This is a genomic window from Kocuria flava (genome assembly GCF_001482365.1).
In the GTDB taxonomy this organism is placed as follows: Bacteria; Actinomycetota; Actinomycetes; order Actinomycetales; family Micrococcaceae; genus Kocuria; species Kocuria flava.
The window spans coordinates 3,472,017-3,485,628 of sequence record NZ_CP013254.1 but is presented as its reverse complement, the minus strand read 5'-3'; the positions used below and the strand labels follow the sequence as shown (position 1 = coordinate 3,485,628).

The window sequence follows — 13,612 nt, the reverse complement described above, 5'->3', positions numbered from 1 at the left end:
GACCTGCGCGGGGCGGGGCCGGACCACCGGCCGCGCCCCCCGCGCTGACCACCTGACAGAGCACCTCACCACGCCGTCGAAAGGACCTGACACCGTGCGCCTCACCTCCCGCGTCCGCGCCTCCGAGCTGGAGGGCCGGGCCTGGCTCAACACCGGCGACAAGCCGCTGGACCTCGCCGCGCTGCGCGGCAAGGTCGTGATCCTGGACTTCTGGTCCTTCTGCTGCATCAACTGCCTGCACGTGCTCGACGAGCTGCGCCCCCTCGAGGAGCGCTTCGCCGACGTGCTCGTGACCGTCGGGGTGCACTCCCCGAAGTTCGAGCACGAGGCCGACCCGGAGGCCCTGGCCGCGGCCGTGGACCGCTACGAGATCCACCACCCGGTCCTCGACGACCCCGAGCTGACCACGTGGCAGGCCTACACGGCCCGCGCGTGGCCCACGCTCGTCGTCGTCGACCCCGAGGGCTACATCGTGGCCCACCTCTCCGGGGAGGGCCACGTGCAGGGCCTCGTCCCCCTCGTCGAGGAGCTCGTGGCCGAGCACGAGGCCAAGGGCACCCTGCACCGCGGCGACGGTCCCTACGTCCCCCGCCCCGCGCCCGAGGGCGACCTGCGCTTCCCCGGGAAGGTCCTGCCCCTGCCGGACGGCTCGTTCCTCGTCTCCGACACCGGCCACCACCGGCTGGTCCAGCTCGGCAACGACCTCGAGACCGTCCAGCGCGTCATCGGCGCCGGCAAGGGCCACGAGGACGGGGACGCGGGGGCCGCCCGCTTCACCGAGCCGCAGGGCCTGACCCTGCTGCCGGAGCAGGTGCGGGCGGCGGTCGGCTACGACGTCGTCGTCGCCGACTCCGTCAACCACCGCCTGCGCGGGGTCGAGCTCGCCACGGGCCGGGTCCGCACGGTCGCCGGCAACGGCGTGCAGCGCCTGCTCGACGAGGAGCGGGCCCGCGGCGCGGAGCCCAACCACATCGACCCCGACGCCGACCCGCTGGACGTGGCGCTGTCCTCGCCGTGGGACGTCGTGTGGTCCACGGCCGCCGACCGGCTCGTCGTCGCGATGGCCGGCACCCACCAGCTGTTCTCCTTCGACCCGCGCACCGGCCGCCTGGCCGTGCTCGCGGGCACCGGCGACGAGGGCCTCAAGGACGGCGCGGCCGGCGAGGCGTGGTTCGCGCAGTCCTCCGGGCTGGCCGAGGACCACCACGGCAACGTGTGGGTCGCCGACTCCGAGACCTCCGCCCTGCGCGTGGTCCGGTTCGACGACGACGGCGCCGCGGCCGTCGAGACCGCCGTGGGCGAGGGACTGTTCGACTTCGGCTTCCGCGACGGCGACGCCGCGCAGGCCCGGATGCAGCACTGCCTCGGCGTGGCCCAGCTGCCCGACGGCTCCGTGGCCGTGGCCGACACCTACAACGGCGCCGTGCGCCACTACGACCCGCGCACCGGCCAGGTCGCGACACTGGCCCGCGGCCTCGCCGAGCCCTCCGACGTCCTGCTCGACGTCTCGGGGGAGCAGCCGCTGCTCGTGGTCGTGGAGGCCAACGCCCACCGCCTCGTGCGGGTCCCGGTCCCGGCGGCCGCCCAGCGGGTCGACGAGGGCGCCGCGCAGACGCAGCGGCCCCGCACGAGGCTGGCCCCCGGCGCGCTGACGGTCGACGTGCGCTTCAGCGCCCCCACGGGCCAGAAGCTCGACGACCGGTGGGGCGACCCGACGCAGCTGAAGATCTCCGCCTCCCCGGAGGAGGCGCTGGGCCAGGGGGCGGGCACGGCCCAGGGGCTGCGCCGGGAGCTCGTGCTCGCCGAGGGGGTGCGCGAGGGGGTCCTGCACATCACCGCGCGCGCCGCGGCCTGCGACGGCGAGCCGGGCGGGGAGATCCCCGACCACGCCGCCTGCCACCTCTACCAGCAGGACTGGGGCATCCCCTTCGTGCTGGACCCCGAGGGGGACGACGAGCTCGTCCTGGACCTGCGCGGGGTCAGCTGAGGCCCCCTCCGGGGCCGCCGGCCCCGGAGCTGCGCCCGCGGCTCCGGGGACCCGGCGGGGTGGTCCCCGCCGGGTCCCCGGAGCACGCCGGGCCGCCGGCCGCTGCGGCCCGCGGCCCGGGGGCTCAGCCGCGCGGGGTGACCGTCACGGTCGAGCGGTCGACCGCGAGGTCGGCCGAGACCTCGAAGGGCACCTCGCGCTCGACCCGCTCGACCTCCCCCGTGAACAGGTCCAGGGAGTCGAAGGCGATGCGCGCCGTGCCCCGCGCCGGCTCCAGGCCCCAGCCGCCCCCGCCGCGGGTGCCCACGACGATCTCCGGCTCGGGGTGCTCGACGATGCTCCACTCGACCTCGCCGGCGACCCGGCCGTCGAACTCGTAGGAGAAGGGACAGCCGGCGGGGTAGAGCGTGTCCTGCTCCGCGCAGCCCTCGAGGTGCTCGCGCAGCTGCCGGTCGACCTCCTCGCGCAGCCGGTCGGTCGGCTCCGCCTCGAGCTCGATCCGCGCCCGCTGGCCCGGCCCGGTCACGACCGCGGTCCGCGGCTCGGCGCGCACCAGCTCGGAGTCGTAGGAGGCGGTGTAGACCCCCGGGTAGAACACCGCGAACTCGCCCGAGGACCCGGGCAGGGCCACCGCCGTGCCGTTGAGGTCGACGGAGGAGGCGCCGGGCAGGCTCACCTCGACGACGGGCAGGCGGGACCCGTCGAAGGCCCACACCGTGAAGAAACCCCACTGGGTGTCCACCGGGTGCAGGTCGAACTGCGAGCTGTGCTGCTGCCCGTCGAGGACGTACTCGGCGCGCACCGCGGCGCCGCCGTCCCCGCTGTCCTCGACGGTGCTCACCTCGACGTCCTCGAGGGAGCCGGCGGCGGCCTCGAGCGGGGCGCCGTCGAGCATCGCGGCGTCGGCCTCCGGGACCTCGGCGTTGAGCAGCCCCAGCGCCTCCCCGCCCTCGCCGTCGCGCAGGTCCTCGACGTAGGCGCGCACGTCCGTGGTGGGGCCGTAGAGGTACTTGTTGACCAGGGCGATCGTGACGGCGGCGGCGGCCACCGCGAGCACGAGCAGGAACAGCCAGGCCCCGACGGCCTTGAGCACGCGGGTGTTCGAGTCCATCCGCTCACGCTATCCGATCCCGGCCCGTCCACCCCGCGTCCACCCGCGGCGGGTACGCTTCCCCTGCCGCCGCCCGGGCCGGGCCGGTGCCGCCACGTTCCGGCCCGCCGCGCCCCGCACCGTCCCCGAACCCCCGTCAGGAGCTCCCCCGTGGCCGACGCCCTCCGGCAGGTCCCCGCCCAGTACGGTCCCGCGCGCCGGGCCTTCCGCCCGCGACTGGGCGCCTACGGCCGGAGGGTGCTCGCGTGCCTGCCGGCCCTCGCGGTCGCCGTCGCCGGGGTGCTGCTGCTGTTCTGGCGGCGGCCCCCGGGCGGGACCGGTCTTCTGGTGCTCGTCCTCGTCGTGCTCGCGGCCGCCGCGTGCTGGAGCCGGTTGCGCCCCGCCCTGGCCGTGCGCACCGACACCCACGTGCTGCGCTCGCGCACCGTGGGCTTCGCCGCCGCGCCCCTGGACGGGATCGAGCACGTGGTGCTCGTCGAGGCCCTGCGCCGCGCGCCCGACGCCCCGCGCGGGGGCGCCACCGCGCACCTGTGGGCCGCCGGGCGCGGAGGGCGCCGCGTGCTGGCCCTCGACGGCCCGGTGTGGGACGCCCGGACCCTCGGGGAGCTCGCGGAGTCGCTGGGGCGGCCCTGCACCCGGGTGCCGTCCGCGACCGCGCCCGAGCTCGCCGCCCGGTGGCCCCGGCTCGTGCCCTGGCGGCTGCGCCACCCGCGGGTGCGCTCCGCTGCGACGGCCGCCGTGCTGCTGGCCGTCGTCGGCCTGGTCCTGTGGCTGCCCTGGGCCCAGCAGGCCGGCGCCTGAGCCTCCCGGGGCGCGGAGGTCCCGCCGGCCCGGCCGCCGCGTCGGTACCCCGGGCCGGGGCCCCGCACGGCGCGCCGCCGCGGGCGGGCCGGGGAACGGGGGAGGAGCCCGCCCCCGGGCCGGGGAACGGGGGAGGAGCCCGCCCCCGGGACGGGGGCGGGCTCCTCGGACCTGCCTGCCGTGCGCCGGGCCGGCCGGCGCGGGGCTCACCCGGCCGCGGCCTGCTCCTGGCGGGCCCGCTCGATCTCGGCCGTGCGCTCCTCGGCAGCCTCGCGGGTCAGCTCGGCCCCGGCCTCGGCGTCGCGGGTGAGGTTCTCGCCGGTCTCCGGGTCGAAGACGTGCATCCGGCGGGTGTCCCGCCAGATCCGGCCCTCCGTGCCGCCGCGGATGCGCGAGGACGCGTCGAGGGAGACCACCAGCTGCGGGGTCATCTCGTCGGCGTCCAGGTCGCGGGCGAGCTCGTTGAGCTTCGACTGCACGGCCTCGTCGGGCTGGTAGCGGATGTAGCCGTACTGCTGGTTGCCCAGCCACTCGGTGTGGGTGAAGCGGGCGTCGAAGGTCGTCCCGCGCGCGGCGATCGCCTCGTCCACGAACTTCGCGTCCTCGAAGTGCTCCGGGCGCACGCCCAGCAGCACGATCGAGTCGTCGGCGGGCAGCCTGCCGGCGGCCTGCTCGGGGACGGCGATCTCGCCCAGGGGCGTCACGAACACCCCGCCGCGCACGTGCGCCGGGATGAAGTTCATCGACGGCGAGCCGATGAACCCGGCCACGAACAGGTTGACGGGCTGCTCGTAGAGCTCCCGCGGGGACGCGATCTGCTGCAGCACGCCCTTCTTCAGCACGGCCACCCGGTCGCCGAGGGTCATCGCCTCGGTCTGGTCGTGGGTGACGTAGATCGAGGTGATGCCCATCCGCCGCTGCAGCTGGGCGATCTCGGTGCGCATCTGGCCGCGCAGCTTCGCGTCCAGGTTGGACAGGGGCTCGTCGAAGAGGAACGCGTCGGCGTCCCGCACGATCGCCCGGCCCATCGCCACGCGCTGGCGCTGGCCGCCGGAGAGGTTCGCCGGCTTGCGCTCGAGGTGCTCGTCGAGGTCCAGGGTCGAGGCGGCGTGGCGGACCTTCCGGTCGATCTCCTCCTGGGAGAACTTCCCCTTGGACAGCCGCAGCGGGAACGCGATGTTCTCGTAGACCGTCAGGTGCGGGTAGAGCGCGTAGTTCTGGAAGACCATCGAGAGGTTGCGCTCGCGGGGCTCCTTCTCGTTGACCCGCTGGCCGTCGATGAGCAGGTCCCCGGAGGTGATGTCCTCGAGGCCCACGATCATGCGCAGCAGGGTCGACTTGCCGCAGCCGGAGGGGCCCACCAGGATGAGGAACTCCCCGTCGGCGATGTCGATCGAGACGTCGTTGACGGCGGGGAACCCGTCGCCGTACTTCTTGACGAGGTTCTTGAGGGTGATGGATGCCATCTGGGACTCAGTCCTTCGTGTCGGATCGGGAGGTGCGTGGGCGGCCGGGCTCAGCCCTTGACCGCGCCCTGGGTCAGGCCGGAGACGATCTGGCGCTGGAAGAGCAGCACCAGCAGCACCACCGGGATGGTCACGATGATCGCGGCCGCGGAGATCGCCCCCGCCGGGTCCTCGAACTGCGAGGCGCCGGTGAAGAACGCGAGCGCCGCCGGCACGGGGCGGGCGGCCTCCGTGGAGGTCAGGCCGATGCCGTAGACGAAGTCGTTCCACGCGATGAAGAACGCGATGATCGCGGTGGTGAACACCCCCGGCGCGGCCAGCGGGACGATGACCTTGCGGAAGGCCTGCCACGTCGTGGCGCCGTCCACCTGCGCCGCCCGCTCGAGGTCCCACGGGATCTGCTGGAAGAACGCCGTGAGCGTCCAGATGGAGATCGGCAGGGTCAGCGAGAGGTAGGGGATGATCAGGCCGGGCCAGGTGTCGTAGAGCCCGATCTGGCGCCACAGGTTGAACAGCGGGGTCACCACGGAGATCACCGGGAACACCGAGACGGCCAGCGCCACGGTGAGGATCAGCTTCTTGCCCGGGAAGTCGAGGCGGGCGATCGCGTAGGCGCAGAACGTCGCCAGCACCACGGCGATGAACGTGGCGATCAGGGAGATGCCGATCGAGTTGATCAGCGCCGGGACGAACAGGTCGCGGGCCGAGCCGACGAAGATCATCTCGTAGTTCTCCCCGACCCACCGGGTGGGCAGGAACTTCCCGGAGGTGAGGTCCGAGGGGGACTTGAACGACGTCATGAGGATCGAGGCCACGGGGAACAGGGCGTAGACCAGCACGAGGACCGAGACCACGGCCCAGCCGAGCTTCTGCTTGGTGGACATGGGGGACTACCTTCCCTTCCCGGAGCCGGCGAGGTCGACCTTGAACACCTTGATGGCGATGAAGGCGATCAGCAGCACGCACACGAACAGGATCACGGACACCGCCGAGCCGAGGCCGATCTCCAGGCGCCCGATCGAGGTGCGGTAGGCCAGCAGCGACAGCGTCTCGGTGCCGTACTGGCCCTGGGTCATGATGAAGATGTTGTCGAAGATGCGGAAGGCGTCCAGCGCGCGGAACACCACCGCGACCATGATCGCGGCCTTCATGTTCGGCAGGATCACCCTCGACATCCGCTGCCACCACGTGGCGCCGTCGACCTTCGCCGCCTCCGTGTACTCGCTCGGCACCTGGGCCAGGCCCGAGAGCAGCAGCAGGGAGATGAACGGGGTGGTCTTCCAGATCTCCGAGGCCATGATCACGAACAGGGCCGGCCACTGGGAGGAGAACCAGTTGAAGTCCGGCCCGATGCCCGGCACCCAGGAGAACCAGTTGTTGACGTAGCCGGTGGTGATGTCGAACGCGTAGAACCAGGCGAAGGCCGAGACCACGGTGATGATGCCGTAGGGCACGAGGATCGCGGTGCGCAGCAGGCCCCGGGTGTTGCGGATGGCGTTGTTCATCACGAGGGCGAGGGCGAAGCCCAGCACGAGCTCCACGAGCACGGTGATGATGGTGATCAGCACGGTCACCCACAGGTCCCGCAGGAACACCGGGTCGGTGAGGACCGTGGCGTAGTTGCCGAGGAAGACGAAGGACTTCTCGTCGGGGGCCGTGAGGCGGAACGAGAACATCGAGTCGTAGAGCGCCTGCAGGATCGGGTACATCGTGACCAGGAGCATGATCACGAACGCCGGCCCGGCGAGCATCCACCCGAGCTTGCGCTCGGAGCGGGCGCGGTCCGAGAGCACGGGCCCTGCGCTGCGCCGGCCCGAGGGCGGGCGCTGACCGGCCGTCGTCTCGGTGCCCGGGGCGTTGGGGTTGGCGACGGTGCTCATAGCAGACGGTCTCCTCTCAGGACGGCCTCGATGAACTCGGCGGTGTTCCGGGGCGTGCTCTCGGTGACGGAGGCCGGCGGGGTCCACTCCTGCTGGATCGCCGTCGAGACCTCGTTGTAGAACGGGGTCTGGGGTCGCGGGGCGGCCTGGTCGAGGGACTCCCGGATCGTCGCGTACATCGGGTACGCCTCGCGCACCTCCGGGTCCTCGTAGGCGGCCTCGGACGCCGCCGGGTTGCCGTTGGTGACGAAGTAGTGCGCCTGGTTCTCCGGCTGGACGATGCACTCCACCGCCTCCCACGCGAGGTCCTGGTGCTCGGAGGTCGCCCCCACGCCGAGGTTGATCCCGCCCAGGGGCGGGGCGGAGGGGGTGTCCGCGTCCACGCGCGGCCACAGGGCCCAGCCGATGTCCTCGTAGACGGAGGCCTCGACCGTGCCGTCCTCCACGGCCGCGGCGGTCGCGGCGTAGATGAACGGCCAGTTGACCATGAACGAGCCCTGCTCGGACTGGAACTGGATCATCGAGGCGTTCTCGTCGCTGGTGGGCAGGCCCGGCCCGCCGAGGCCGTCGCGCCCGATCGTGCCCACGATCTCGGCGGCCTGGCGCCCGGCCTCGGAGTCGAGGCCCACGGAGATCTCGTCCGCGGGGGCCTCGGGGTTCTCGATGATCTCCCCGCCGGCCGACTTCACGAGCCCGTTGACCCACACCGTCATCGACTCGCCCTGCGTGCCCTGCACCCCCAGGTACTTGTCCTGCCGGCGGGCCGCGTCCATGATCTGCTGCCACGTCACGGGCCGGTCCATGTCCAGTCCGGCGGCCTCGGCCACGGACTCGCGGTACCACAGCAGCTGGGTGTTGGCCCAGAAGGGGATGGTCACCAGCTCGTCGTTCCACCGGGCGCCCTCGAGGGGCCCGTCCAGCACGTCCTGGGTCGTCGCGTCCACGACCTCCTGCGGGGGCGCCGCCAGGAAGCCGGGCTCCGCGAGCTCGGGGATGAACGGCGGGTCCAGGCTCATGATGTCCATGGAGCTGTCCCCGGCGGCCAGGCGGCGGGCCAGCTGCTCCCGCTGCGAGGCCGCATCGCGCGGCAGCAGCGAGGTCTCGATGCGGTAGCGCCCGCCCGACTGCTCCGTGCACTGCTGGGCCAGCTCGGCCTGCCCGCCGGCGTCGGGGTTGATGTACCAGGTCAGGGTCGGGGTGCCACCGGCGTCGGCGCCGCCGCACCCGGTGAGGACCAGAGCGCCCACGGCGCCGAGGGCCGCGGCCGTGCCGCGCCGCCCTCGCCCGCGGGCCTGCTGGGCGTGTGAGGTGGTGGTCAACGGTCTGTTCCTCCCCTTCGACGGTGCGACGCTCCGGGGAGGGGAGGGCCGGGCCTGTGGGGCCGGTGCCGTCCTCCCGCGGAACTTCAGTCTATGGGTGGCACACCTCACAGACCAGTAACCTGGCCATTCGCAGTCGTGTCACATCGGGGGACGGCGCTCAGGCCAGCAGCAGGGCCACGGCGGCCATGGTGAGCATGGCCAGCACGGTGGTCAGCAGCACGGTGTCGCGGCACAGCAGCTCGGAGCGCCCGTAGCGGACGGCCGCGACGTAGATGTTCTGCGCCGTGGGCAGGGCGGCCATGACGACGACGGCGTAGAGCAGGTGCCCGTCCAGTCCCAGCACGAACCGGGCCAGCAGGAAGGCCAGCACCGGGTGCAGCAGCAGCTTGCAGGCCGAGGCCAGCAGCACGTCCCGCCGCGGGCTCTCGCCGCGGCGCAGGGGCGTGGCCCCCACCAGGGAGATCCCGAAGGCCAGCAGCATCGCCGGGATGGAGGCGCCCGCGATCAGCTCCACCGGCTGCTGCAGGACCTCGGGCAGCTGCCAGCCGGTCACCCCGAAGAGGATCCCCAGACCGGAGCCCACGATCATCGGGTTGGTCACCACGTTGCCCAGGACCGTGACGGGGCTGGGGCGGCGCCCGTCCGTGAGGGTGTCCATCACGGTGAGGTAGACCGGGGTGTTGAGGGCCAGCTGGAAGAGGATCACCGGCACCACCTGGGTGGCGTCGCCGAGCACGAACGCGGCGATCGGGATGCCCAGGTTCGCGGAGTTCACCTGGGAGGCCGCCTGGGCGCCCATCACGGTCGCGGCGAGGTCGCGGCGCAGCACCCACCGGGACAGCCCGGCGTAGACGAGGGTGGTCGTCCACGCCGAGACGGCGGCGACCAGCAGGGGGGCGGAGAGCATCCGGGCGACGTCCGCCTCCGCGATGGTGACGAACAGCAGCGGGGGGCTGGCGACGTAGAAGGCGAACTTGCTGAGCACCAGCTGCCCCTGCGGGCCGAGGATCCCGCGCCGGCCCACGAACCAGCCGGTGAGGATGATCGCCCAGACGATGAAGAACCCCGAGAACACACCGGCCACGGAGCCCTCCTCGCACTGCGGGGCCCGCGGGTCCGGGCCCCTACCGTTCTACCCCATCGGGGGCGGGGTCCTCGGCCGCGGCGGGAGGGGCTGCGCCTCAGCCGGCGGGCAGCTCGGCCCGGGCGGCGGCGAGGTCGCGGGCGTGCGGGGGACGGGCCACGCCGTCGAGCAGCGCCTCCGCGGGGTCGGAGCCGAGCTCGACGATCCGGTTGCGCCCGTCGACGTGCACCACGGAGGGCACGTGGGCGCGGGCCTCGGCGTCGTCCATCTGCGCGTAGCTGATGAGGATGACGACGTCGCCGGGGTGGACGAGGTGGGCGGCGGCGCCGTTGATGCCGATCACGCCCGAGCCGCGCTCGCCGGCGATCGTGTAGGTCTCCAGCCGCGCGCCGTTGGTGACGTCGACGATGGCCACCAGCTCGCCCGGGAGGATGTCGGCGGCGTCGAGCAGATCCTGGTCGACGGTGACGGAGCCGACGTAGTGCAGGTCGGCCTGGGTCACGGTCGCGCGGTGGATCTTGGCCTTGAACATGGTGCGCAGCATGACGTGAGCGGTGCTCCTGGGAGGCGGCGGGGACGGTCGCCCGAGCGGGCGCCGGGTGCGATTCTACCGGAGGCGGCGGCCGCGGGGCAGGGGCGGGGACGACGAACGCCCTGTGCCGTGCGGCACAGGGCGTTCCTCGCGCGGAGCGGCCGACGGGAATCGAACCCGCGTATCAGGCTTGGGAAGCGTGCGCTCTACCATTGAGCTACGGCCGCGCGTCCTCGTTCCGCTCGGCGGGTGCGCCGGGCGGGACACCGAACACTGTACACGACCCTGCGGGGCCCGCCACCCGGCACCCGCACGGTGCGCTACCTTGGGGTCCGTGCTGATCTCTGACCGCGACATCCGCCGGGAGCTCGACGCGGGACGGGTCGTCCTCGAGCCGTACGACCCCGCCATGGTCCAGCCCGCCAGCGTCGACGTGCGCCTGGACCGCTGGTTCCGCCTGTTCGACAACCACAAGTACGCGCACATCGACCCCTCGGTCGAGCAGCCCGACCTCACCCGGCTGGTCGAGGTCGACCCCGACGAGCCGTTCGTGCTCCACCCGGGAGAGTTCGTCCTGGGCTCGACCTGGGAGAAGGTGACCCTGCCCGAGGACGTCGCGGCCCGGCTCGAGGGCAAGTCCTCGCTGGGCCGGCTCGGGCTGCTGACCCACTCGACGGCGGGGTTCATCGACCCCGGGTTCTCCGGCCACGTCACCCTCGAGCTGTCGAACATGGCCACCCTGCCGATCAAGCTGTGGCCCGGCTCGAAGGTCGGCCAGCTGTGCTTCTTCCGGCTCAGCTCCCCGGCCGAGCACCCCTACGGGGACGCCGCCTACGCGAGCCGCTACCAGGGCCAGCGCGGCCCCACCGCCTCGCGCAGCCACCTGAACTTCTCGCGCACCCGCATCTGAGCCCCGGACCGGCCCCTCCGCGCGGGCCCGCCCGGGCCGGGTCAGCGGTCCCGGGCCGCCGGCGGGCGCACGCCCAGCAGCAGGACGGTGCCGGCGAGGACCACGAGCAGGATCCCCAGGATCCCCCAGCGCTGGGCCCCGAGCGCCGAGACGAACACCGCGAAGAGGGTCGGGGCCAGGAAGCTCACGGCCCGCCCCGTGGTCGCGTAGAGGCCGTAGAGGGCGCCCTCGCCGCCGGGCCGGGTGAGCCGGCCCAGGAACGTGCGGGAGGCCGACTGCGCCGGGCCCACGAACAGGCACAGCGCGAGCCCGCAGACCCAGAACGCGGCCGTGCTCTCCAGGAACAGCAGCGGGGTCCCCGCGGCGAGCACCCCGAGCAGCGCACCGAGGATCACCCGCTTCGGGCCGAGCCGGTCGTCGAGGCGCCCGCCCACGAGCGCGCCGAGGCCCGCGGCGACGTTGCCGACGATCGCGAAGACGATCACGTCGGTGAGGCCGAAGCCGAACGTGCCGGCGGCGATCACCCCGCCGAAGGTGAACACCGCGTTGAGCCCGTCCCGGAACACGGCGGAGGCCAGCAGGAAGCGCAGGGTGTCGGGGGCGTCGCGCCACAGTTCCCGCAGGGTCCGCCCCAGCTGCCGGTAGGAGCGCAGCACGGAGGGCCGGGGGCCGCGGTGGGCCGGCGGCGCGTCGGGCACCGCCAGCAGCACCGGGACGGAGAACGCCGCGATCCACAGCCCCGAGAACAGGGCCACGGCCCGGACGTTGAGGGCGTCCTCCTCGGGCAGCCCCAGCAGCCCGGGGCTGACGAAGCCGAACAGGACGATCGCCAGGGCGAGGATCCCGCCGAAGTAGCCCATCGCCCAGCCCTGCCCGCTGACCCGCCCGATGTGCTCCCGGCCGGCGAGGCCCGGCAGCATCGCGTTGTAGTTGACCACGGCGAACTCGTCGAAGACGTTGGCCAGCGCCAGCAGCCCCACGCCGAGCCACAGGTAGGACGGATCGGGCAGCACGAAGAAGCACAGGCCCGTGAGCAGCGCCGTGAGCATCGTGTTCGTGCCCAGCCAGAACCGGCGCCGCCCGGTGCCGTCGCTGCGCTGGCCCACCACCGGGGCCAGCAGGGCCACGACGACGCCGGCGGCGCCCATGCCCCAGCCCAGCGCGGCGGAGGCCCGGTTCTCCCCGCCGAAGGCCTCGCCGGTGAGGTAGACCGTGAACACGAACGTGGTCATCACCGCGTTGAACGCCGCCGACCCCACGTCCCACAGGCTCCAGGCCCACACCCGGCGGCGGTCGGGGGCGGCGTCCGTGCGGGCCGGTGCGGGGGCGGGGGGAGGGGCGTCCATGCCGTCATGCTAGGTGTACCCGGTCATGAGGTTGGTCGCAGGCGGCTGACCGGTGGGTGTCCGCCGAGTGCGCTGTGGCGTCTTTCAGTGTTGTAGTGCTCGATCCAGGGGGCAAGGGCGGCGGTGCGTTCGTCGTTGCTGATGAAGACCTGCCGGTAGGCCCACTCGGTGGCCAGGGTGCGGTTGAGGCGCTCCACCTTGCCGTTCTGCCACGGGCAGTGCGGGCGGATGAAGATCTGCTTGGCACCCAGGGCCGCGACCACCTCCCGCACGGCCGCGGAATGACGGTAGGCGAAGGCGTTGTCGGTCATCACCCGCTCGATCCTCGGGATCCCGTGGCCGGCGAAGTAGACGGCCGCCCGGGCCAGGAACTCCGCGCAGGTGGCGCCCTTCTCATCGGCGTGGATCTCCGAGTACGCCAGCCTCGAGTGGTCGTCGACCACCGAGTGCACGTAGTCGAAGCCGGGCCCATGGCGTCGATCTCTGACCGCGTTCGCACGCCCCAAGGCACGCCAGCCGCCACCATCAGGGATCCGCCCGAGCTTCTTCACGTCCATGTGCACCAACTCCCCGGGGTGCTCGCGTTCGTAGCGCACCGCGGTGGTCTTCGAGGACCGGATCACCGCACCGGTGAGCGGGTCCAGCTCCCGCAGGTACGGGACCTGGTGGCGGGCCAGGATCCGCCCCACCGTGCGTGCCGGGATGCCCAGCTCACCTGCGATCCAGTCCTGGCCCCGCCGGGTCCTGGCGCGCAGCGCCAGGACCCGCTGCTCCGTGCTCGGGCAGGTGCGGGTCGGGGTGGTGTGCGGGCGGGAGGACCGGTCCTGCAGACCGGTCTCGCCCTCGGTGTCGTAGCGGGCGATCCAGTGAGACACACACTTGCGCGAGATCCCCATGGCTTTGGCGATGTGGGACTTCGGCATCCCGGAACGGTGCCGGGAGACGATGAGCAGCCTGCCGTGGACGGTGGTGCGGGCATTACGGTGGGACACGGGAGCCTCCGTGGTGGATGTGGGCCTTAGACAAGCCACACCCCACCCGGAGGCTCTCCTCACGTCAACACCCTCCTGCTACCAACGTCCTGACCGGGTACAGCTAGGCGGCGCGCCGGGCCGGACCGGGGCGCGCTGCGCGCAACGGCGCGGCGAGCGCGCAACGGGGCGGGAATCCCGT

The 13,612-nt window shown here is 73.1% G+C and carries 12 protein-coding genes and 1 tRNA gene; 3 read left to right on the top strand and 10 right to left on the bottom strand.

What is annotated here, in order from left to right:
- The first annotated feature begins 94 nt into the window (after positions 1-94).
- A complete protein-coding gene (locus tag AS188_RS15570) occupies positions 95-1,987 on the top strand; it encodes an NHL domain-containing thioredoxin family protein (RefSeq protein WP_186815347.1) in 1,893 nt (630 codons plus the stop codon).
- A 124-nt stretch (positions 1,988-2,111) separates the two neighbouring features.
- Here AS188_RS15570 and AS188_RS15565 read toward each other — a convergent pair whose 3' ends face one another.
- A complete protein-coding gene (locus AS188_RS15565) occupies positions 2,112-3,098 on the bottom strand; it encodes a hypothetical protein (RefSeq protein ID WP_058859600.1) in 987 nt (328 codons plus the stop codon).
- A gap of 150 nt (positions 3,099-3,248) precedes the next feature.
- On the opposite strand from AS188_RS15565, the gene AS188_RS15560 reads away from it, so the two are divergent.
- Positions 3,249-3,899 (top strand): hypothetical protein, encoded by a 651-nt coding sequence (locus tag AS188_RS15560; protein WP_058859599.1) that lies wholly within the window; start codon positions 3,249-3,251, stop codon positions 3,897-3,899.
- Positions 3,900-4,105: 206 nt separating this feature from the next.
- Here the strand turns inward: AS188_RS15560 and AS188_RS15555 are convergent, their stop codons facing one another.
- The 7 genes from AS188_RS15555 to AS188_RS15525 all read right to left on the bottom strand — a co-directional run bounded on the left by AS188_RS15555 (position 4,106) and on the right by AS188_RS15525 (position 10,410).
- A complete protein-coding gene (locus AS188_RS15555; RefSeq protein WP_058859598.1) occupies positions 4,106-5,365 on the bottom strand; it encodes an ABC transporter ATP-binding protein in 1,260 nt (419 codons plus the stop codon).
- Between the two features lie 50 nt (positions 5,366-5,415).
- Positions 5,416-6,249 (bottom strand): carbohydrate ABC transporter permease, encoded by an 834-nt coding sequence (locus AS188_RS15550; protein ID WP_058859597.1) that lies wholly within the window; start codon positions 6,247-6,249, stop codon positions 5,416-5,418.
- A gap of 6 nt (positions 6,250-6,255) precedes the next feature.
- Entirely contained in the window at positions 6,256-7,245 is a 990-nt protein-coding gene (locus AS188_RS15545; RefSeq protein WP_058859596.1) for a carbohydrate ABC transporter permease, read from the bottom strand.
- Positions 7,242-8,564: an extracellular solute-binding protein gene (locus AS188_RS15540; protein WP_058859595.1), complete on the bottom strand. Its 1,323-nt coding sequence runs from the start codon at positions 8,562-8,564 to the stop codon at positions 7,242-7,244. Before AS188_RS15540 ends, AS188_RS15545 begins: the two co-directional genes overlap by 4 nt.
- Positions 8,565-8,724: 160 nt before the next feature.
- Complete coding sequence (locus tag AS188_RS15535) at positions 8,725-9,651, bottom strand: AEC family transporter (protein ID WP_058859594.1); 927 nt, start codon at positions 9,649-9,651, stop codon at positions 8,725-8,727.
- A gap of 97 nt (positions 9,652-9,748) precedes the next feature.
- A complete protein-coding gene (gene panD / locus AS188_RS15530; RefSeq protein WP_058859593.1) occupies positions 9,749-10,195 on the bottom strand; it encodes an aspartate 1-decarboxylase in 447 nt (148 codons plus the stop codon).
- Positions 10,196-10,339: 144 nt separating this feature from the next.
- Positions 10,340-10,410 (bottom strand) — tRNA-Gly (locus AS188_RS15525).
- Positions 10,411-10,517: 107 nt separating this feature from the next.
- Here AS188_RS15525 and dcd point away from each other — a divergent pair.
- A complete protein-coding gene (gene dcd / locus AS188_RS15520) occupies positions 10,518-11,093 on the top strand; it encodes a dCTP deaminase (RefSeq protein ID WP_058860000.1) in 576 nt (191 codons plus the stop codon).
- Positions 11,094-11,134: 41 nt separating this feature from the next.
- On the opposite strand, the gene AS188_RS15515 is transcribed toward dcd, so the two are convergent.
- Positions 11,135-12,439 carry an MFS transporter gene (locus AS188_RS15515; protein WP_058859592.1) on the bottom strand — a complete coding sequence of 435 codons (1,305 nt, stop codon included), beginning with the start codon at positions 12,437-12,439 and terminating at the stop codon, positions 11,135-11,137.
- A gap of 23 nt (positions 12,440-12,462) precedes the next feature.
- Positions 12,463-13,431, bottom strand: coding sequence for an IS481 family transposase (locus AS188_RS15510; protein ID WP_147050849.1), 969 nt, complete (start codon positions 13,429-13,431; stop codon positions 12,463-12,465).
- Positions 13,432-13,612: the final 181 nt, after the last annotated feature.